Here is a 21,831-nt window from a genome sequence, read left to right on the forward strand (position 1 = left end):
ATAGCTATGCCAAAACATAAACCGGTACAAAAGTAAGCACAGCAACTGTGTCCGAGAAAGCATCCGGTAGCACAGCCCACAGCACCTCCTACGTGGAGATAATTAACTTCTCTGATAGACCATGAAGGATTTTCATTATGGGTATTGGCAGGTGTCATCTGTATGTTACCTATTTGCTTTGTGCTGCACTAACTACAGGACGGTAATGGAATAACTCTAATCTCTTTGTTCTCTGTAGGTAGACAATAAATAATCAGAATAGTTCATTCAGACCTCGTCTCTCTGCAGGAGGGAAGAGAGCGAAAAGTAGGACAGTTGTTCTGGGTCGGCTATTCTGTTATGGCGATGCGTCTTCAATTTTCATCTGAGTCCTTTGCATTGACAGTCTGATACATGTACTAATACGGAATGGATTCAATTTTTACCTCCACCACCGGTCTGAACCTGTACTTTTATTCTGGTCAGACAGCCATAAGCCGGAGTTCCGGACCATCGAAAATAATGCCTCGCCCGAACTGTAAAGCTGGGAAGAAATCATGTAGGCGGCATTTTCATGGTAAGCAGCCATGAGCGGTATAGGCAGCCATGAGCTGAATACGAATAAAGAGGTGCGATAACCACATGTCAAAAGGGTGGAAAAGCCAGGACAGTCAGGCTTCCCTGGAAGCAGAGCGATATGAGAACCCCATTCCCAGTCGTTTATACATCATAGAATTTCTTGAGCAGCGGGGCGCGCCGGTCAGCCATCGGGCGCTATGCCATGAAATGGGCATCAATGATGAGGAACAGAAAGAAGCGTTAATGTTTCGCCTCAAAGCGATGATTCGTGATGGCCAGTTGCTGCAAAACCGTAAGAATGCTTTTGCCCTGATCAGTAAAATGAATCTGATCAAGGGTGTAATTCAGGGACATAAAGACGGCTTTGGTTTTCTGATTCCCGAAGGTGGCGGTGATGATCTCTACCTCTCTCCACGGGAAATGCGACAGCTTTTTGATCGTGACCGGGCCGTTGTGCGTGAATCGGGGGTTGATCATCGGGGTCGCAAGGAAGGTCAGCTGGTCGAGGTTCTTGAACGAAATACGACGCAAGTCGTTGGACGCTATTACACCGAGTCTGGTGCGGCATTTATGGTGCCAGAGAACCCACGCATCAGTCGGGAGATTATTATCCAGCCCGGTCCCCTGATGCCCACGGAAGGTCAGTATATTCTGCTGGAGATAACCGAGCAGCCCGGGCGCCGTAATATGCCCATGGGGATTGTTAAGGAGATTCTTGGGGGCAGGGCCGATGCGGGCATGGAAGTTGAGGTGGCGTTACGCACCCACAACATTCCTCATGCCTGGCCAGAAGACGTAGAGGCTCAGTGTAAAGGATTTACTGCCGAGGTCGCCGAATCTGATAAAGCCCTTCGGGTTGATTTGCGTAAAACGCCCTTTGTCACCATTGATGGTGAGGATGCTCGTGACTTTGATGATGCCGTCTATTGTGAGCCCAAAAAGGCTGGCGGCTGGCGATTGTTCGTTGCCATTGCGGATGTCTCTAACTATGTGAAGCCTGGCTCCGCTTTAGATAAGGAAGCAGTCAATCGGGGAACGTCCGTCTATTTCCCCGGTCATGTCATTCCCATGCTGCCTGAAGTGCTTTCTAATGGGCTCTGCTCATTGAATCCGGAAGTGGACCGGCTGGCCATGGTCTGTGAAATGACCATCAGTGCCAGCGGCAAGCTGTCAGGCTACAAATTTTATGAGAGTGTTATCCGATCCCATGCCCGGCTGACTTACAACAAAGTCTGGGCAATGCTGTCGGAGCCTCTGAGTGACGAAGGCAAGGCATTACGCAGCGAGTATCGGTTGCTGACTCTGCACATCGATCAGCTGTACTCTCTGTACAAAACATTGATTTCTGTTCGGGGTGAACGGGGAACCATTGATTTTGATACGGTTGAGACGCAGATTGTTTTTGGGCAGCATCGGAAAATTGAGCAGATTGTACCTACGGTGAGAAATGACGCTCATAAGCTGATTGAAGAGTGTATGTTGTCTGCCAACGTCTGTGCTGCAAAGTTTCTGGAGAAGCATAATCTGCCGGGGCTCTATCGTGTACACGAAGGCCCGTCACTGGAGAAGAAACTCAACCTGAACAGTTTCCTTGGCAGTCTTTCACTGTCAGTACCTTCCGGGAAGGTGACGCCAAAAGATATTCAGGCTCTGCTACAGAAAGTAAAAGACCGTCCTGATTTCCATGTAATCCAGACGGTGATTCTGCGCTCAATGAGTCAGGCGGTTTATACCGGGGATAATCAGGGGCATTTTGGCCTGGCTTTTAAAGCCTACGCTCATTTTACTTCACCTATTCGTCGTTATCCTGATCTGCTGGTTCACCGGGCGATTCGCCGTATTGTCCGTTCTGAAATGCCATCCAGGCATGTGGTCCGTGCAGGTGCCAAACCGATTCCTGAGAAACGGATTTACCCCTACAGCGCAGCCGATATTCAGTCATTGGGTGAGCACTGCTCTACTACCGAGCGACGGGCCGACCTGGCGAGCCGTGATGCCATGGACTGGCTGAAGTGTGACTATATGCAACAGCATATTGGTCAAACGTTCACTGGCGTTGTTGCTGCGGTCACTGGCTTTGGTCTGTTTGTTGAACTCAAGGATGTATTTGTTGAAGGCCTGTTACACGTAACCAGTCTTCCAGATGACTACTATGTTTACGACAATGTTCATCACTGTATGAAAGGTGAGCGAACCGGGCGTCGGTTCGGTCTTGGCGATGAGCTGGAAGTGATGGTCAGCAAAGTTAATCTGGATGATAAGAAGATCGACTTTGAACTGCTGTCAACACTGAGCAGCCCGGGCCGAAGAAAGGCTTCAGGAAAATCAGGGGCCTCTAAGTCAGGCGCTTCTAAAAGGTCTCGTTCATCCGATAGGTCTGCGGGCAGTGCCGCAGAGGGTAGTCGGTTTAAGTCTGCTGCGGCCAAGGCAAAATTGCTGAGGGAGGCCAAGGCGGCAGAAGAGGCTGCTAAAAAAGGGAAAGGGTCATCAGAAGGCCGTAAACCTTCAGGCAGAAAGCCCGCTAAAAAGAAACCGGCGAAAGCAGAGGACAAAAATCGTAAACCGGCCAGTTCAGAAAAAAAGAAAGTAGCGGCCAAAAAGAAAAAGGGCAGTGCTCAAAAGTCTGAGCCGGCGAAAGCGCCTAAGCCAGCGGGCAAGCAGCCCAGGAAGCGGAAGAGTAGTTGAGGATTGAACCACAGAGAACACAAAGAAAAGACTTTGTGTTCTCTGTGTACTTTACGGTTCCAAAAAACTAACACCTGCCGGATATTAACGTTCACCCTGCACTTCAAACTCATCAAACTCCAGTCGGGCCCTGCCATCGTTCTGTAGCTTCCAGTGCTCCTTATGGACAACACCATAGGCTTTGTTCATGGTCCAGCTGGCAGTAAGCATATAGCCATCGTCGCCTTCCGGTGTCCACTCAACATCGGTATAATCCACATCGGCAAACCCCTGGTCCATAATGTTCTGCCAGAACGCCTGAATCTGTTCCCGGCCAACAAAAGTACCAAATGGTCTGGCGACCATGGTCGTCCCCTCTGCGTACTGCTCTGCACACCCAGCTGCATCTTGTGAATTGAATGTTTGTTGCCACGCGTTAATACCAGCTTTACATGTTTCCAGAACTTGTTCAGTCATGGTTATGTTCCTAACCTTCGGGCAGTCGGTGGAGATGAATTAAATCATAGTATCAGACAGGTAAGCTGCGCCATTTAATAAGAATGCGGTGACGCCTGAATTACCAGATATCGCTGTAAGCCGGTGAATATTCAGCGTTGCTGAGATATCTGGGGTTATTTTCAAGTGACGGTGATCTGTTGGCTGGACCAGTTGGGCCGGGAGGGGCTGGGGCTGCACAGGCAATATCAGACTTGTGTTCTTCACTTTCTTCATTCACTGAAGGTTTGCTTTTAGACTCTTCCCGCGTCAAAACGGTAATTTCAACTGTAAATGGTTTTCCAGTGTTCAATGTTGCTTTGTCTTCTTCATTTAGCTTGGGGTAAGACAGTAAGAGTTTAAAAAAAACCGGATCATTTTTTTGATAATCTTCAAGCTTTCTGTTCTGGTCTTTGCCAGTGAAGTCAATACGAAATTGTAAAGTAGCCCCAGAACCCTGATAGAGTTGATAGAATTTAGCCATCTGTTGATCATCAGCAAAATACTCCAGCATTTTTTTCTTTAAATCATGGATATGAAGTGATTCTTTAACTTCTTTTCTGTATTTTTGCGCCAGTTTCTTTTCGTCAATTTTCTCCTCAGAAGAAAAGGAAAAAGTGTTTTTAAGCTGATTGAGTAAATGGGTCAATCGACCTTTCAGAGGCGTTACCCGAGACGAATCTTGCTGTAGAGACTCGTTATTATGATTTCCCATTGTCAGAAGGGTGCAGGCTTCCTTCTGACCACTCTCCTGACTATATTTTGCAACCAGGCGATGACCGTGACTGGTGTTACCCTCTGGTGCCGGACGGTTCTCCATATATGATATGTCAGTCTTTTGCCCAGCGGGGATTCTTGAACCGGATTCCATTGTTGATTCGCCTTTTGTATTGCTGTTACCTGCGGTTCCCCTTTGACCAGCTCCTGCAGAGAATGTTCAATATCTCAACAAAAAAACAAAAATCAGTTCCGGACTAATGTCCAAAAAGTCCGGAACAGTGCAGGGAATAGCGTTCAGCGAGCAATTGGAGCCAGTTTTTTACTGACCATCAAACCAGCCATCATCGCAGCAATGAATAGCCAGACGTCAGTGTTGCCAGCAAACAACGACGTTATCGCTGGCCCCGGGCATACGCCCAGCAAGCCCCAGCCAACACCGAACAGGCTGGCACCAATGATCAGTCGCCAGTCAATGGTCTTGTTATTGTTCAGGCTCCAGGTTTCAGTCAGTAACGGTTGTTGCCTTTGTTTAATAAGCAACAGGTATCCGGGAATAAAAACCATCAATGCACCACCCATCACAAAGATCAGGGTAGGATCCCAGTGTCCGGTAATATCAAGAAAGGCGATTACCAGATTTGGATCTATCATGCCGGACAGAGCCATACCCATGCCAAACAGCAAACCGGTAAGTAAAGCGATCACATAAAACATAAAGCCCCCTTAAAGCATATGCAGTCGGATAAACACGGTAATCCCTGCCACTGCCATAAACACACAGGTGGCAATAATCGAGCGAACGGAAAGACGTCCAATACCGCATATACCATGACCACTGGTACAGCCACTGCCGACGCCAGAACCAATACCGACCAGGAATCCTGCAATAACAATCAGTAATGGCGTTGAACTGGTTAAACTATATTGCGCAGGAAAAGAGACGTCGAGAAAGTGAATTGAAAGCCAGCCGCCGCCCATCATTCCGGCAATGAACAGGAGTCTCCACAGAAATTCTTTGCCACCGGGAGAAAGAAGGCCGCCAAGAATGCCGCTGATTCCGGCAATTTTTCCGTTAAAGAGCAGCAGAAGAATACCTGCAGTGCCCATCATCATGCCGCCGAAAAGTGACGACCATGGAATTGTAAACTCCATATAAATCTTCCTGTTTTTATTCTGAAAAAGTGACTGCTATGTGATTTCTGCTACTTATTAATGACAAAACACCCTGTGCAGAGTAGTGACAATCTCTTCAATCCGGGGGTCTGCCAGTGAGTAATAAACCTGTTGGGACTCTTTACGAAATGTCACCAGCTGATGTTTTCTCAAGAGCGTAAGGTGCTGAGAAAATGCCGATTGGCTAAGGGCGGAACTTTCCTGCAACTGACCGGCTCCCATCTCTCCCTGGACTAACTGGCAAAGTACCATCAGCCTTTCGGGGTGAGACATGACTTTCAGAATACCGGCCGCTTCCGATGCTTTGGATTTCATTTCTTCAAGCATCATAGGGTGAATTCCTTATAAGGGTTTCTGGCAGAAAGTGAGGGTTAATCGTATCAATTCAAGTGTTTTAGTCAATGCTTTATTAGCTAATACTAAATAATGGTTTTTATTTATTTCACAACAATGTGATTTATATAAAGATTATTGGGTTGTCAGTGCTTCTTACTCCACTGTTAGTGTGATTCTTCTCAAATATAAGCATCCTGTGTTGCAACGTAGACATTTGAAAAGGAGTTCAATATGTGTAAACCGCAACCAGCATCAAGTATTGGCGGAGTCGGTTATTCTTCACCTCATACAAAAACGGGCAGCTCCTCAGGGGGAATGTTTGGTTTAAAGAAAGTGGTTAAATCGTTTACCGAGACCGTGAAAGGTCTTCGTGACTGGGTTAGTAAAGCACCCAGTAAACCGATGAAAGCATTTCGAATCGTTGTACTTGCTGGTATGGCCGTTGGAGCTGTCCTTCTGGGAGTCGCTGCAGTAAAGGTAGTGCCCTGGGTTATTGCCGGAGGAGTACTGATTGGTGGGGGTTGTCTTATTTACCGCTATACGCGTTCGAATCCTGCGTAACAGACTGCTCATCTAGTGAGCTATTGTTGATAACTTTATCAACAATAGCTCCTTACCTTCTGATTTTGCTAATATTCCGTTTTAATTTCCCCTGGCCTGTTAAGGCTTTCAGATGAGAAATCAATGAATAATGATGTAGTGTTTGGCCTGCATGCGGTGCAGAGCCTGTTTGAAAAATCGCCTGAAAGAGTGCTTGAATTGCAGATTCAAAAAGGGCGAACGGATAAACGAATTAATGCGCTGGTTGATCAGGCCCGGGATCAGGGCGTTTCGGTAAAGTTTGTTGAACGAAGTCGCCTTGATGCCAAAGTGGAGGGGGTTCATCAGGGGATCCTGGCGAAAGTGTCTGCTGCCCGGGTCTACAGAGAAGAAGATCTGGAAGATATTCTGGATGGTATGGATGTGCCTCCCTTTCTGTTGATTCTTGATGGCATTACTGACCCTCATAACCTGGGCGCCTGTTTGCGAACCGCTGATGCTGCGGGTGTTCATGCCGTGATAATACCAAAAGACAATTCCGCTTCTCTGAATGCAACGGCCAGCAAGGTGGCCTGTGGGGCTGCCGACAATGTACCACTGATCCAGGTAACCAACCTGGCACGCACCATGGAATGGTTGAAGGAACGGGGTATCTGGATGTTTGGTACCGCAGGAGAAAGTTCCACCAATATCTATCAGTCTGATTTAAAGGGGCCGCTGGCTCTGGTGATGGGTGCTGAAGGAAAAGGCATGCGTCGTTTGACAAGAGATCTGTGTGACTCTTTGATCTTCATTCCAATGGCCGGTTCAGTCAGTAGTCTTAACGTTTCTGTGGCAACTGGCGTGTGTCTTTTTGAGGCGGTCAGACAACGGCGTCCTTAAACGTTGTCCGCAGTCTGCAGTCCGTTATCCGCACAAGCGCAAGCGTACCGACTTTTTCGGGCAACGGGCAACGGACAGCGGACAGCGGTCTTTACGTCTGAACCCCCTTTTCTGAAAATTGTCATAGAGCCTGCAACGGAAACCCCGTTATCCTGATATCCCGTATTTATACGCATTATTCATATTGAGAATATAAACAGAAATAAATTGACGTAAACATATAAACACACGAACATATAAACAATGGTTTATATGTTAAGTTTTATATTGATGAGGCAAATATGAACGGCTCTGAGTCACATCATGATCACGGTCATGCTGGTACCTGCAAACACAGTTCTGGTCAGGCCGCAGCCTCCGTTGCCATGGCTGCTGAAGGTGTCATTCGCGAAAAATGGTTTATCCACGGTATGGATTGTGCCAGTTGTGCCCGGAAAATTGAAAATGCCCTGTCGACGCTTGAGGGTGTCAGCCAGGCAAGGGTTGCCTTCGCCACCGAACGTCTGCTGGTTGACATGGACTCTGCTGAGGTTGCCAAAGCGGTTGAAGCTCGGGTAAAAAATCTGGGTTTTCGATTGGAAAGTTCCGACGCGCCCAGTGAAGAAGAGCCCCTGTGGAAGTCTCATTCAACCGTTGTTTTACTCACCACTCTGACCCTCATCGCCACTCTGGCTACGCTGATTGATCCGGAGATGGGTCGAATTGCATTTTATGCGGCAACGGCCATCGGGGTGGTGCCATTTGCCCGAAAGTCCTTTACTCAAGCCAGAAGTGGCACCTGGTTTGGTATTGAAAGCCTGATGACCGTCGCGGCGGTTGGCGCCCTGACACTGGGGGAAAATGTTGAGGCCATGCTGGTTCTTTTCCTATTTTCATTAGGGGAACTGCTGGAGGGGTTTGCCGCACGGCGAGCCCGGGCGGGTGTCAAGAGTCTGATGAACCTGACGCCGGATACCGCCACCCGGATTGAAAACCATCAGCGGGTTGAACATGTGCCTGCCGAGTTTCTCCTGCGCGGCGACATTATTGAAGTACGCCCGGGTGATCGTCTGCCCGTGGATGGCACTGTCATTTCAAACCTGGGGGTTTTTGATGAGAGCGCCCTGACCGGCGAATCGATGCCTGTTACCCGGGGAACGGGTGAAAAGATCATGGCCGGTTGCCTGGTGGTTAATCAGGTGGTTCGTCTGGAAGTGACCTCTGAGCCCGGTAAAAATGCCATTGACCGCATTATTCAACTGATTGAGGAAGCGGAAGAGCGTCGGGCACCCATTGCCCGTTTGATTGATACCTTCAGCGGCTGGTATACACCGCTGGTGATGGGTATTGCCGCACTGGTGGCGGTGGTTCCACCCCTGTTGCTGGGCGCTGCCTGGGAGCCCTGGCTTTATAAAGCCCTGACACTCCTGCTGATCGCCTGCCCCTGTGCGCTGGTGGTTTCTATTCCTGCGGCGGTGACCTCGGCCCTGGCAGCAGCCACACGTTTTGGCGCTCTGATAAAAGGGGGGGCGGCACTGGAACAGCTTCGTCTGGTTAAACTGCTGGCGTTTGATAAAACCGGCACCCTGACGGAAGGCAAGCCCCAGGTGACCGTGATTGAACCGGTCAGTGTGGATGACGATACGCTGATTTCTCTGGCAGCATCGGTGGAGCAGGGTTCCAGCCATCCGCTGGCCAAAGCGATTATTGATGCCGCCAGGGAGCGTGGACTGTGGATACCGGAGGCACAAGAGGTCAGGGTATTGGCAGGGAAGGGGGTTGAAGGTGAAGTCGACGGGCAGGTGGTCAGAATTCTTGCGCCACGGCATGTAACGCAAAAGATGCTGGCAACGCATGATCTGGGTAGCCTCATTGAACAACATGAATCGGCAGGCAATACCGTCGTCGTCGTTCTGGATGACGACAAAGTACTCGGTCTGATTGGTCTGGCGGATACCTTGCGGGAAGATGCGGCAGAGGCCATTGCCAGCCTGAAAGCCATTGGGGTCGACAGTGTTATGTTGACCGGTGATAACCAGCGTGCCGCGGCAGCCATTGCCGGTAAACTGGGCATTGAATTTAAGGCTGAGCTGTTACCGGAAGATAAGGTGCTGGCTATTCAGGCACTGCAGGCCAAAAACCAGGGTGCGGTGGCCATGGTGGGCGATGGTATCAATGATGCCCCGGCACTAAAGGCCGCTGAACTCGGGATTGCCATGGGCCGAGGCAGTGATGTGGCGCTGGAAACTGCGGATGCGGCACTGACCCACGAACGTCTGCCAGAGCTGGCCAGAATGATTCGGTTGTCACAGCGCACCGCAAGGATTACCCGTCAGAACATTATGCTGGCGCTGGGTATTAATACCTTCTTCCTGTTAACCACGTTGTTTGGCGTGACCGGTTTAATGGCAGCGGTGCTGTCGGATGCCGGTGGTACTGTTTTGGTGACGTTGAATGCATTGAGACTGATGCGCAGTAAATGATATTGCGTAATGAATCGTAGCCTGTCGGGTCAACCGGCAGGTTATACCATTTCACCTTCTAACTATGGGCTGCGCAGCCATTTTGATGAAGCTCCTCGCCATAGCTAATACCCATTTTGAGTTCTTCTTGAGCACTGGCCAGCCATTTCTATACGGGTTGGAGGTGGATACGAATTACTGACTCATTAATAGGAATTAAATATGTCTGATGAATCATTTTTATATTCAAAATAAGAATAATAAGTGGTTATTACTCCCTTTAAGTTTCATCACAAAGACCAAAGTCCAATACCCAGACTCTTCAGTCATGCTTATAGTGTTTGAGATATAGCGTAAAACATTTATTCGCTGCTGCTCAAGCAGTCTTGGAGTCTAGTCAAGTCCAATAATCATGCAAAAGGAATTCGTTACCGGGGAGGGTTTATGGCATCACCAATAAACATATTTTCAGGTAGTGGTGCCGGTATGCCTGGTACAGCCCCGTGTCGCGATAAACAGCTTCCGGTCACCAAAACTGTATCCCGACAAGGCTATCCCCTCCGGGTTGCTACCCATAAGCTAGCGACGCTGAGAGGCAGGTGCATAAAACCTCTCAAGAAATTACGGATTAAAAGGCGTGCTTATTCAATACGGAAGGTGATGGCCAAACGTACAGAAAAACTGACCATTAAACTTCAGATGAAGCTGCCACACAAAGCCTGCTCGAAACTGTTTGGAAAAATAGCAGATTGTACAAACAGACCCATTAAAAACTGGCTCATCCGCAAGTTTGTCTGGATGCATAAAATTAATTTACAGGAAGCGGTGAAGAAAAAAGCAGCGGATTATAAGTGCTTCAATGAGTTCTTCACCCGTAAGCTGGAAAAAGGTGCGAGGACTATTGCTTCAGAAGGCAAGGTTGCCTCACCGGTGGATGGTACAATCAGTGCGATAGGCGAGATTAAGGATGGCCAGCTTATCCAGGCTAAAGGACGTTCTTACACGGTACAGGAACTGCTGGGCGGGGATGAGCAGCTGGCCAGGGCCTTTATGGGGGGTAGCTATGCCAATATCTATTTATCCCCGGGGGATTATCACCGTTTTCATATGCCAGCGGTTGGAACATTGAAAAAAACCATCCACATACCGGGCAAGCTGTTTTCCGTCAGCCCCAAAGCCTCGAGAAACATTGATCGTTTGTTTGCCAGAAATGAGCGTCTCGTTTGTATTTTCGAAACAGCGCAGGGGCCAATGGCAATGATAATGGTCGGTGCGATTAACGTATCCAGCATTGAAACCGATTGGGCTGGTGGCGTTATCAAGCCTCGTAAAAAAGATGGGCCTTGTGTAACAAACTTCGACACAGAAAATAAAGAGTATAAAACCGGGGATGACCTTGGTGCATTCCGCATCGGCTCAACAGTGATCTGTCTTTTTGGTCAAGACAAAGTTGGTTGGCTGGAGAGTCTTGGCAGTGGTCAAAAAGTCAGGATGGGGCAAGAGATTGGTTCACTATTAACGCCTTAGGAATCGTCCTTAAATAACTTTCCCATTTCAACGAACGCTGCCCGAAAAAGCCAGAGCCGCTTTTGCGGGTAGCGGGCGGCGGGTAGCGGGCAACGGCCTTTATTTTCCGGTTTCAATTTTGAATTGATAGAAGAGATCAATAGCCTGAGAAATGCCGCTCACTGCCTGAAGATACAGCCGGGGCATTAATTCATAACGCACTTTGACTTCAGCGATGGAGTTAAAAACGCCCGCACCGTATTGAACCCGAAGGCCAGGGGCAATGGTGCCGCCAATGGTGACTTGAGTATCGTCACCACTTCCCTGGGTATCGAGAGTGACATCAGACAGACCTATCTTTTCACCGATCGTTGTTACTACGCCTCCGAATTGACTGACGCCAAAGCCAATCAACATGGATTGCACGGCGGAACTGTCGCCAGATTCTTCCAGACCCCGACCCCTTAGCAAGTAAGACCACTGCTCCTGTTGCGACATGGAAGGGTCGGAATAGATGGAGAATTCAGGCCGGGTTGGAGGCCCGCTTACCTGAATACCTACAGTGACATCGTCTTCTATACTTTCCGGGTTTCGAATGGCGTTCACCGCAAGATAAGGGCTGGAGAGTGGGCCGGAGAAAATGATGTTTCCCTCTTTAATCAGCAGGTCCTGACCCAACTGATGATAACGCCCGTTGATAAGCTGAATGGAACCATCAGCAACCAGTGGTTTGGCGGGTTGCTGAACCAGTAGTAAATGACCACCCAGGTCTGATTTCAGGCCATAGGCGTTAATTTTGATGTCTTTGCCTGATTCGACGCTGACATCCATAGAAAATGGCGGACCCGCCTGAATCAGGGGGGCTTTGGTTCCCGGGGTGATAATCACAACATCGGCAGAGGGGGTAACCGCCTGTTTTGGCAGTTGTTTGATTCTGACCCTTGCCCAGGGAATGGTGATTTTTCCGGTCAGGGTTTGAGTGTCTCCAAGGGTCAGCTTCAGGTCGGGGGATGCTTTTAGCTGTAGTATTCCGGGGACTTTGGCTTCAAGGTTTTGCCCTTTTATTTCAATAACACCGGTAGGCGGCATCTGTTGCCAGTCAAGGAGGCCTGACAGCGTCATTTCACCATTACCCACTTTCATGCCACCACTGACCTTGCCCTTAGTACCATCCACAGTAAGCACGGTGACCAGATTACTGACTTTCACCATTTCCTGCCGGGCGACCATCTGCCCCTGGCTGAGCTCCAGTCTGCCGAACAGTAAGGGCTCTTTCAGTGTTCCACCCAGGCGGGTGTCAGCCGTCAAAACGCCATCAATATTATTAATGTCCGGGATCAGGGGTTGCAGGAAGTACAGGCGCATATCCTGCAGATTGGCTTGCCCACTGAGCTTCTGATCACCTTGTATGTTGTCGATGGCCAGATTGATATGGGCGGCTCCCAGTTGTTTTGATTGAAAATCAAATCGGGCCGTCAGGTCATCTTCATTCAATGTGATGGCTGTGGAGAGCTGCTGGTATTTCACAGAAACCGGGTTGTCTGAGTTGCTGACAACCTCTCCGGGAGTGGTTTGAATCTGCAGGTGAGCGATGGGCTGGCCACCATCCCATTGAATATCACCATTGCCAGAAAGTATGGCTTTCCAGGAAAGGTTGCCGGGTAAAAACGGGTTCAGGCTGGAAAGGTTGAAGTCTGACAGCTGAAAGCGTGTGGTGCCGTGACTGGCTGAAAATTGTGAGGCATCGACACAGAACCTGGCCGGTTTGGCAAGCCAGCATTGATCGGTCAGTTCTACGTCTCCCGTCGTGTTCAGTAGAATAGCCACGGGTTTTTCCAGGGACCAGTCATCCACGGGCGTGACGATTCGGGCACTGGCTAACTGCCCCTGCCACTGGCCACTTTTTTTCCCATGAGGCTTCTCTGAAACGCCTTGCCAAACGCCTTTAATCAGTAGCTCACCGGATACCGGTTCACCCTGAGACTTGAACGCTATTTGATGATTCTGTTCATTGCCACTGGCGGTCAGTACCAGCTGCTGCAGTTGAATGCTACCGTTGTTTAATGCACCCACTTCGACACGGGCTTTACCTGCTAACCGTGTTGTTTTGGTCAATTCACCATTAATCTGCAACCGGGTGACGCTGGTCTGTTGAAAGTTAATGGACGGACTGTCAAAACCAAAAGATAACGTTGGCTGTTTATCACTCCCCGTCAGTTGGAAGTTGCCTTGCAATGAGCCTTTCAAATCGGGAGTCAGTTCATCCAGTGCTTTTGCATCAAGACTGGCTTTCAGGGACAACTGCTCAGCGATTTGTCCGCTAATGCTCAAGCGGTTCTCTCCAAATGCGGCATAGAGGTTGTCAACGTTAACCTTGAAAGGTAACGCAGCCATGGGTCGAACTTGATTATCAGCCTCCAGCTTGCCAGTGGCGGCAACGGTTTTATTCAGTAATGAGCCGGTGACGTTGAGTTCCGGAACACTCAGCTGCCATGAGTCATTAATCATGGCAAAGTCAGTATTTATCTTGCCGTTCAGAGTGCCGGGAATATTGGGCAGCCACACCTCAGGCTTCAGCTGGGTGAGATGAATTTGCCCTTGCCAGTGAATCCCCTCTTTCCAGCTCACCTTTCCGGTCAGTTTCAGTGGCTTTTCTGAAAGGGTCGTTGCACCGACAGGGCTGACCGATAGCTCTTTTATAGTCAGCTGTTCCAGGCTGCCAGAGGATTGCAAGCTGAGCCGGGTGACGGGTTGTTCCGCCACTTTTACCGAGGTAGCCAGTGAGAGCTGGTACTGATTAAGGTTGCCAGTCATCTTGATTAAGCCGTCGGAGGCTGAAAATCCGGGTGTTTCTTGTTGTAAAGGCCACTGTATCTTTGGCCACTTCAACGCGAAGTTTACCGGGAAGTTCGGGGCCAAAGGAGCCATATTTCCCTCAAGTGAGGTGTTGATTGCGCCTTGAGTGGAGAGTTGCAACTGTAGCTGGCTTAAATCTCCGGATGCCTTCAGGGATACTTCTTCCCCTTTAATGGCTGCCAGCTCAGGAATATTGAAATCATCGAGAATGGTGGCTTCCAGATTAAGGCTCAATGGATAATGTTCAGATAGCTGAATATGGCCGTCTAACAGGATATTTGCCCTGGTTTGATCCGCCTTAAGCTTCAGGTCTGTGATATGCGTCGCTTGCCAGTTGAAACTGAGCTCCAGCCTGTTGAGTACTTCGTTGATTTCACCCTGCTGATAACGGGCATTCGTCAGCGTGAATTGTTCCAGGCGGATGGGAATCGGGAGCTTTATTTCCGGCAGTGTGACTGTTGAGAGGTCAATTCCTGTTGTTGGCTGCTTTTCGGGTGTTGAAGCCTTTATATTGGCGGTTGAGCCTTCCTGAGACGTTAACAGAATCTGAAGATTGTCTGCCAGCATCTCAGGAATAGATAGCTGGTTATCCTGCAAACGGGCGCTGGCTTCAAAGGTTTCCAGGGATATCCGGGTTCCGGCAATGGAGAAGTTAAAATTCTGGATATTGATCTGATTGATCAGAATATCCAGGGGGATATTGATGGTGGAAGCGGTTGTGGTAGATGCTGGTGGTTTTGTTTCTTCCGTTGCTGGCAGAATCTCCAGATTCCCCCCTTTGACGTCGACCAGTTGGATGGGCAGCTCTTTTGATGTAAAGAACTTTCCAGGCTGCCACTTGAGCGTTACCTCGTCCGCCTGAAATGAAACCAGGTTGTCTTGCCATTGAAGATTCCTGATACTCCAGCCGGTCATCAACTGCCCTTCAGTCAGCTCACCACCGAGTGCCGGAAGGGCATTGTTCAGCTGCCGCCAGATAAAGGTATTACCAGTGTGGGTAAATAGCAGTAATGATGCCAGTAAGAGCACTATGACCAAAGAGCCAACCGTAACCAATACGATTTTTCTTGCCAGAGACGCTTTTTTCACCGGATGTTGATCGGGTGCTTTGGGGGCAGTTGCCGCTCTTTCTGATTCACTGTTGTGAGAGCCACTCATAGATCAGGCCCCATGGAAAAATGGATTCGCCAGGGGGAGCCGGGGTCACTGACCGCAAAGGCAAAGTCCAGCCTCAAAGGCCCCAGGGGGGTAATCCAGCGTATTCCGGGGCCGACACCGGTTTTCCATTCAACCTGATCTTTTTTGTAGGCGTTGGTTGCAGTACCGCTGTCGACAAAGAAGGCAATCCGCCAGTTATCAAAAATATCATAGTTATATTCAACACTGGCCACGGAGAGGTACAGGCCACCCGTCAGCTGGTCGCTGCTGTCTCTTGGAGAAATACTCTCATAGCTGTAGCCGCGAATGGTCTGGTCGCCACCGGTAAAGAAACGAATGGAGGGAGGAATGTTTTTGATCTCATCTACCCAGATTGCCCCTTGCTCCACCCGGCTGATGAATCGGTGATGTTGATAGAAGGTCGTCAACCACTTGGCTCGTCCCCAGATTTTTATAAAGTCCGCATCGGACTGCCAGGCTCGGGCAGAGGTTTCTATTTTTACGTTATAGAGGCTGCCGGATCGGGGATCCATCGGATTACCAACGGCTTTCCGACGATCAAAAGACATGCCGGGGATTAACAGCAGGCTGCTGCTGTTCTGCAAACCCTGAGTGTAGTCTTCATACTCTACCCGTATAAAGAAGTCCTGATCCCAGTTGCCCGGACGCTTCTTCCATTTATTGATGGAGGCAGAAACCAGTTGGCTGTCGGTATTCTGAACCATTGTTCTCTGGTAACCGCCGTCCAGGCTGTAATATTCCAGCAGCGGATTACCATAAGGAATTTTATAGCGCCCACTCAGTTCGTTGACTTCACCGGACACTTTGAGATCGCTGGTAAAGCTATGACCTTTTTCGTCCATCCAGGGCTTATCAATGCTCAGGGAAACTCTCGGGCCTTCATCCGTTGAAAAGCCAATACCGGTCTCCAGCTCCCAGGCCGTTTTCGGGATGACACTGACAAAAATGGGGATTTCACCGTCCACTGCCTGATCTTTCAGGGGGCGAACTTCAATGGATTTAAAGTATCCGGTCGCTGAAAAGTCCATGTTCAGCTGGCTGAGCTTTTCAGAGCGATACTTCTGACCCTGTTCACCATTGATAACGGGATGGATAATAGTATTGAGCAGTTCCCGGGTGGTTTCGGTAACCGAGTCGTCATAAATTACCGGGCCGAACGTGTATCGCCTGCCGGATTTTATGGTCAGGACAATGTCAGCCCCATGCCTGGCCGGATAGACGTTGATCTGATGCTCAACCAGTTCAGCATCAAAATAGCCGCGGGTAATCGCCAGATTATTGAGTTCTGTTTTCAGTGACTCATATTTACCGTCATTGAGGACATCGCCCACTCTTAACGGATTCTGCTTTATCAGCCGCTTGAATGCCCGGTCTTTTTCAGCATCCCCTGCCAGGTCTATCTGCACGGATTTGATGATGACGGGCTGACCGGGGTTAATATTGATGCTTAGCTGGTTTGGCGGTTTCTTACTGCGGTTAAATTCGATGGTGGGCTGGTAGTAACCCAGAGCCATTAACGAATTTTGCAGAGCCTCCCGGATTTCATGCCGGTATTCGTTAAACTGTTTTGGCTTAATGGTGGGCAGGTTATCCAGATACAGTGTGGCATTTTGTTTGAGTGCTTTGTCTAACCCATTGATCTTATAGGTTAGAGGCTTTGCCGCCAGGGCCGTTGCAGAAAAAAACAGGATAATAAGAAGCCACAGGCCAATTCGGCGTTTCGGTGTACAGGTAAATAAGGGGTTATTGAGGTCGGCCATAATTCAATGATAGTGGGTTGATGCTACTCCTTAAATGGTAAATCACCACTTTGGTACCGGATATTACCGATGGGTCAGGCAATCAGCCCCCTTGCAACCAACGACACAAATCTCTAGAATTCCCGCTCTTTGTATGCTCTGGCCAATCTGTCCGGCGTATACTTCACTCCCTGCGATGTCTCTGGTAAAGAGAATTGAGTCGCTGTGAGTGTAGTAAACAGTGAACGCCTGCGTTCACACCCTCCTTGCCTTACTGCTTTATAGAATCTTTTCGACGGGTGTCGGAGGTAAAAAATGCAGAAGGCTATTCAACCCGTAAGGAGCAAATAATGCGTCATTACGAAATCGTTTTTCTGGTCCATCCTGACCAGAGCGAGCAAGTACCTGCCATGGTTGAGCGCTACACTCGCGCTATTACCGAAAATGGTGGCAAGGTACACCGTCTTGAAGATTGGGGCCGTCGCCAGCTGGCTTACCCAATCAACAAGATCCACAAGGCTCACTACGTTCTGATGAACATTGAGTGTGGTAACGAAACCCTGGATGAGCTGACGGAAAACTTCCGCTACAACGACGCGGTTATCCGTAACATGGTTATTCGTCGTGATGAAGCTGTTACTGAAGGCTCCATCATGCTGCAGTCTGAAGAGAAGCGTGACCGTCGTGATGACCGTCGTGACGATCGTCGTGATGACCGCCGTGATGACCGCAGTGAAGGCCGCAGTGAAGGCCGCAGTGAAGAGCGTACCTCTGACGAAGCTGTAGAAGCCGTTGAAGACGAAGTAGAAGAGTCTGAAGAGTAAGACCTGACTGTTTATAGTCAGGCTCATGCTTAATCCGGCTTTTTACCATACAAGCATAAAATTCAAGGAGACGTTGTCATGGCACGTTTTTTCCGTCGCAGAAAGTTCTGCCGTTTTACCGCTGAAGGCGTGAAAGAGATCGATTACAAAGATCTGAACACTCTGAAAGCTTATGTATCTGAAACTGGCAAGATCGTTCCTAGCCGTATCACCGGTACCAAGGCTCGTTACCAGCGTCAGCTGGCAACAGCGATCAAGCGCGCTCGTTACGTGGCCCTGCTGCCATTCACCGATCGCCACTGATTTATTCATAGGGTATAGCTGATGCGTGGACTGGCGGAACTGGCAATGCGTGGCCCGAAACAGGCAATGGTCCTGGCCATGGTGTTCGCCTGTATTCCCATGTTGTTCTGGGTGAGTGCAGCCATTATTTCTTTGGTAGTACTGCGTCGTGGTACTGCTGAGGGGCTGAAACTTCTCGCCTGGGCGGTGTTGCCGGGCATAGCCTGGGCAGCCATGGGACAGTTCTCCACGATCATTGGTTTGACAACTACCGTCATGTTGGCACTGGTATTACGCCAAACGGTTTCCTGGCAAAAAACGCTACTGGCGCTGTTGCCAGCCGGAGCATTGGTTGCTCTGGTGATGGCTCAGCTGGCTCCACAACAGATCTCCCTGATTAGCGATCTGGTCATGGCATTTATCCATGACTATGTTCAGCAGACAGGGCAGTCTACGGACGACTTGGTAGCAGGCCTCAGACCGCTGGTGGAATACGGTGTTATTGGTGTAGTCACCTGGTTTGACCTGGTGAGCTGCATACTTGGGTTAGTGCTGGCCAGATCCTGGCAGTCACAGTTATATAACCCGGGTGGATTCCGTGAAGAGTTTCAACGGATTCGCCTGCCATTGACGGTGGCCATGGGGCTTCTGGCGTTCACCCTGGTGGGTGCCGCTTTCGTTCCTTTCCTGCTGGTGCTGGTTCCTGCAGCCACGCTGCCATTGCTGGTGGCGGGTCTTAGCATGATCCACGGGCTGGTAGGAATGAGACAACTGGGAAGCTTCTGGCTGGTAGGGTTTTACATCCTGCTGATCTTTGTCACGCAATTAGCGTACCCGGTCATTGTTTTAACCGCATGCCTGGACAGTCTGTTTGATTTTCGCGCCCGCGCGGCAAACCGACTGCATAAGGGATGACGGGTACCAGATAATATAGAGGCTAGCGAAATGGAAGTGATCCTGCTCGAAAAAATTGCCAAGCTTGGCAAGCTGGGCGATAAGGTCACCGTTAAAAACGGTTATGGCCGTAACTTTCTGATTCCTTTTGGTAAGGCTCTGCCTGCCACTGCTGTGAATCTGACCACTTTTGAAGTTCGTCGTTCCGAGCTGGAAAAGGCCGCGACTGACCAGCATAGTGAAGCTGAGAAGCGTGCTGCTGAAATGGCTGAAATCGAACTGACGCTGGTTGCCAAAGCTGGCGACGAAGGCAAGCTGTTCGGTTCTATCGGTGCCCGTGACCTGGCTGAAGCCATCACGTCTGCCGGTGTTACTGTTGCCAAGAGCGAAATCCGTCTGCCAGACGGCCCGATCCGTGCTGTTGGTGAGTACGATGTTGGTGTTCAGCTGCACACTGATGTTGCTGCAACGATTAAGGTATTTATCGAAGCTGAGTAATTGGCTCGATTGACCGATTGTAAAAACCCGGGACTCTGGTGAGTTTCCGGGTTTTTTTATATAAATAATTTGTAAGGCACGCGGTGATTTGTGAACGTGTGTGGATTTTTGTGGTCATAAAAAACTCGAATCATAAAATTGAGGGAATAGAAAATGCCAAATTTCGTTGGTACTTTTGCTATTGCTCAGCAAAGTCAGGAAAGTCAGGGGGTTAATGGGTTAACAGGGTGGGCGACAGGAGTTTCAGAAGATGCCTGATAATCTGGCTCCGGTGCAAGACAACGTAAATAAGGATTCTCTGCTTCTCGGGCAAATACACGATCAGTCACAGGCAAAGAATACAAAGCGTGCTTTTTGTCGCGTGGTACTCAATGCCATGGAGGCCGGCATAAAATATATTGAAAGGTCTCTGAACGATTTCCATACCGATGGCAAACCACTGGAGGGAAGAAGCATTATTATTATTGATAAAAAGACTGAAGAATTATTACGGAAACCTTCACCGGGTTCAAAGAGTTTATACGATAGGCTCTCTGATATCGGCGTGATGTTTGTTCATGTGGAAAATAAAGAGCATAAAAGTGACATTCACGACTTTATTAAGGAAAAATTTGGCACAGACAGTTTAAAAACCGGCATGGATCTTTTCAAAAAAATTCCACTTCCCCTCAAGGAGGAAGGTTTTGACTATGGCCACTTCAGATCTGTGGCCTATCAGTTAATTTGTCCAGCCTATGCTTATTCTCTCGATAAAACATTAGATTCTGTTGCTGTAATTGATGCCGACAGTTTAGCTCCCCTTGGTGCCAGAAGTATCTCTCTCAACGTTACAAGAGCCGCTATGCCCATTAGTTTAAGGGGTGGGATCTTTATTGATCAAGGGGATGAAACTGAGATAAGCGTTCTTTTTGATTTTGAATTTTTTAAGACATTAAATGGATACACTTGGATAGAGATTAAAGGTATCGCAGATATCGTTATGATTGTTCGTATTACTTTTGCTTTTAAGGAAATCAATTCTCGGGCTGCGGCTAATGACCTGGCCAGATCTACTCTGGCTCGGATAAAATCATATATAGATGAGCCCAGATGGCAAATTAACAAGTCCGGAGATGAGTTACACCTTGCAGAATCTGCCTATATTACGCTTGGTAGCATCATTGATTCTCAATCTCAGATTGAAAATATGTGTTTTTTAAACTGCCTATATTTTGATAGATATTCCGTTCATGATTGTTCCGAATTTCTAAGTCTAAAATGTTTCAAAAGTGATCGGGACTTCCAGGCGTTATTACTGGGAACTATGTTAAATTCGGCATATGCCGCATCTCTGGTTAGAAGCTTAAAGGAAAATGCAAATGAAGACCCATCAATAAGGCTGTGTCTGAATTCTGAAAAACACGAACACTCGAAAAAAAATATTTATCCAACGATAAATGAATGCTGGGAGCAATATTCAGCTCAGGAGGGCGTTGATTATGAATTCTATTCTTTTGAAGATGCTGGCTTTGGTGTCATGTTTGATCGGCAGCAACTATCAAACATGACTCATTTATTTTCCAACCCCATGAAAGAGTGGGGGGTTGTTGGATCCGAGGAAGAATATTTGTGGGATGCTCAGCAGACGCTTATACAACCCCGCTTCCTTCCCATTGTTAGCGAAGCGCATGGAAGGGGTCTGAGGGACGGGAATTTAACCGCAATAACCTCTTTAACAGAAGAAACAACCCCCGGAACCAGTGTAGATGGCATAGATTACAGTATAAAGTATGGTGCTGCCTCTGGTTTGCTTGATGAACTTATGGACAGATTCGGGTTGCAGGATGCCTGCAGCTCACTGGTTTACAGCATGGTCAGGGGCTATCTGTTTGGCCAGATACCAGGCTGTCTCCTGGGTGGCTTGGGTAGTACCTATTGCCACTGGATTGAACCCCGACTGGGTGATGGTCAATTGAAATCATTTCTGAGTTACGCCGTGCCCAAGAGCTTTTTGCTGGCAAGGGCTGCCCAGAACCCGGTTGGCACTGCCTGTAGCTTTATTGGCTATCAGGGAACCAGAACGATTATACAGAAACTGTTTCCGGGTTAGTAAACAGCTGTCGGGTATATAGAAGAACGGTATCATCAGGACCTAACGCCCTCGACACCCTATCGGCCATGGTAAATTCATCTGGTGAAAAGTAGCCGGATTACCCATCATCTGCCTGCTGACCACTATCGATGAAAAATGGCTATTTCATCCGG

General features: G+C 48.8%; 17 protein-coding genes. 10 read left to right on the plus strand and 7 right to left on the minus strand.

The annotated features are described in order from the left end of the window. Positions 1–621 precede the first annotated feature (621 nt). Positions 622–3,243, plus strand: coding sequence for a ribonuclease R (rnr, locus tag RM811_RS00360; protein WP_402519566.1), 2,622 nt, complete (start codon positions 622–624; stop codon positions 3,241–3,243). 84 nt (positions 3,244–3,327) lie between these two features. Here the strand turns inward: rnr and RM811_RS00365 are convergent, their stop codons facing one another. The 5 genes from RM811_RS00365 to RM811_RS00385 form a co-directional block, all read right to left on the minus strand. Next, the gene (locus tag RM811_RS00365; protein ID WP_402519569.1) at positions 3,328–3,699 is read right to left on the minus strand and encodes a YybH family protein; all 372 of its coding nucleotides are present in this window, start codon (positions 3,697–3,699) and stop codon (positions 3,328–3,330) included. A gap of 100 nt (positions 3,700–3,799) precedes the next feature. After that, positions 3,800–4,366, minus strand: coding sequence for a hypothetical protein (locus RM811_RS00370; RefSeq protein ID WP_402519571.1), 567 nt, complete (start codon positions 4,364–4,366; stop codon positions 3,800–3,802). A gap of 365 nt (positions 4,367–4,731) precedes the next feature. Continuing rightward, positions 4,732–5,151, minus strand: coding sequence for a DUF6691 family protein (locus tag RM811_RS00375; protein WP_402519573.1), 420 nt, complete (start codon positions 5,149–5,151; stop codon positions 4,732–4,734). Between the two features lie 9 nt (positions 5,152–5,160). Next, on the minus strand, positions 5,161–5,589 hold the full coding sequence (locus tag RM811_RS00380) for a YeeE/YedE family protein (protein ID WP_402519575.1): 429 nt from the start codon (positions 5,587–5,589) through the stop codon (positions 5,161–5,163). 57 nt (positions 5,590–5,646) lie between these two features. Next, entirely contained in the window at positions 5,647–5,940 is a 294-nt protein-coding gene (locus RM811_RS00385; RefSeq protein ID WP_402519577.1) for an ArsR/SmtB family transcription factor, read from the minus strand. A 237-nt stretch (positions 5,941–6,177) separates the two neighbouring features. Between RM811_RS00385 and RM811_RS00390 the strand changes: the two genes are divergently transcribed. The 4 genes from RM811_RS00390 to asd all read left to right on the plus strand — a co-directional run bounded on the left by RM811_RS00390 (position 6,178) and on the right by asd (position 11,336). After that, positions 6,178–6,507, plus strand: a complete 330-nt coding sequence (locus RM811_RS00390; RefSeq protein WP_402519579.1) for a hypothetical protein — start codon at positions 6,178–6,180, stop codon at positions 6,505–6,507. Positions 6,508–6,630: 123 nt separating this feature from the next. Further along, complete coding sequence (gene rlmB, locus RM811_RS00395) at positions 6,631–7,368, plus strand: 23S rRNA (guanosine(2251)-2'-O)-methyltransferase RlmB (protein ID WP_402519582.1); 738 nt, start codon at positions 6,631–6,633, stop codon at positions 7,366–7,368. A gap of 281 nt (positions 7,369–7,649) precedes the next feature. Further along, positions 7,650–9,830, plus strand: coding sequence for a heavy metal translocating P-type ATPase (locus tag RM811_RS00400; protein ID WP_402519585.1), 2,181 nt, complete (start codon positions 7,650–7,652; stop codon positions 9,828–9,830). Positions 9,831–10,253: 423 nt separating this feature from the next. Next, on the plus strand, positions 10,254–11,336 hold the full coding sequence (gene asd, locus RM811_RS00405) for an archaetidylserine decarboxylase (RefSeq protein WP_402519588.1): 1,083 nt from the start codon (positions 10,254–10,256) through the stop codon (positions 11,334–11,336). Positions 11,337–11,435: 99 nt separating this feature from the next. Here the strand turns inward: asd and RM811_RS00410 are convergent, their stop codons facing one another. Together RM811_RS00410 and RM811_RS00415 are read right to left on the minus strand one after the other, a co-directional pair. Next, entirely contained in the window at positions 11,436–15,329 is a 3,894-nt protein-coding gene (locus RM811_RS00410) for a translocation/assembly module TamB domain-containing protein (RefSeq protein WP_402519591.1), read from the minus strand. Then, positions 15,326–17,110 (minus strand): autotransporter assembly complex family protein, encoded by a 1,785-nt coding sequence (locus RM811_RS00415; RefSeq protein WP_402519594.1) that lies wholly within the window; start codon positions 17,108–17,110, stop codon positions 15,326–15,328. Before RM811_RS00415 ends, RM811_RS00410 begins: the two co-directional genes overlap by 4 nt. A gap of 329 nt (positions 17,111–17,439) precedes the next feature. On the opposite strand from RM811_RS00415, the gene rpsF reads away from it, so the two are divergent. From rpsF to RM811_RS00440, 5 genes are all read left to right on the plus strand, one after another. Beyond that, entirely contained in the window at positions 17,440–17,913 is a 474-nt protein-coding gene (gene rpsF, locus RM811_RS00420) for a 30S ribosomal protein S6 (RefSeq protein WP_402519596.1), read from the plus strand. Between the two features lie 78 nt (positions 17,914–17,991). Continuing rightward, the gene (gene rpsR / locus RM811_RS00425; protein ID WP_402519598.1) at positions 17,992–18,216 is read left to right on the plus strand and encodes a 30S ribosomal protein S18; all 225 of its coding nucleotides are present in this window, start codon (positions 17,992–17,994) and stop codon (positions 18,214–18,216) included. 21 nt (positions 18,217–18,237) lie between these two features. Next, on the plus strand, positions 18,238–19,110 hold the full coding sequence (locus tag RM811_RS00430; protein WP_402519600.1) for a hypothetical protein: 873 nt from the start codon (positions 18,238–18,240) through the stop codon (positions 19,108–19,110). Between the two features lie 30 nt (positions 19,111–19,140). After that, a complete protein-coding gene (gene rplI, locus RM811_RS00435) occupies positions 19,141–19,587 on the plus strand; it encodes a 50S ribosomal protein L9 (RefSeq protein WP_402519603.1) in 447 nt (148 codons plus the stop codon). A gap of 250 nt (positions 19,588–19,837) precedes the next feature. Continuing rightward, positions 19,838–21,676 (plus strand): hypothetical protein, encoded by a 1,839-nt coding sequence (locus tag RM811_RS00440; RefSeq protein ID WP_402519606.1) that lies wholly within the window; start codon positions 19,838–19,840, stop codon positions 21,674–21,676. The last annotated feature ends 155 nt before the right edge of the window (positions 21,677–21,831 follow it).

The sequence above is a fragment of the Endozoicomonas sp. genome (genome assembly GCF_031844845.1).
Taxonomy (GTDB): domain Bacteria; phylum Pseudomonadota; class Gammaproteobacteria; order Pseudomonadales; family Endozoicomonadaceae; genus Endozoicomonas.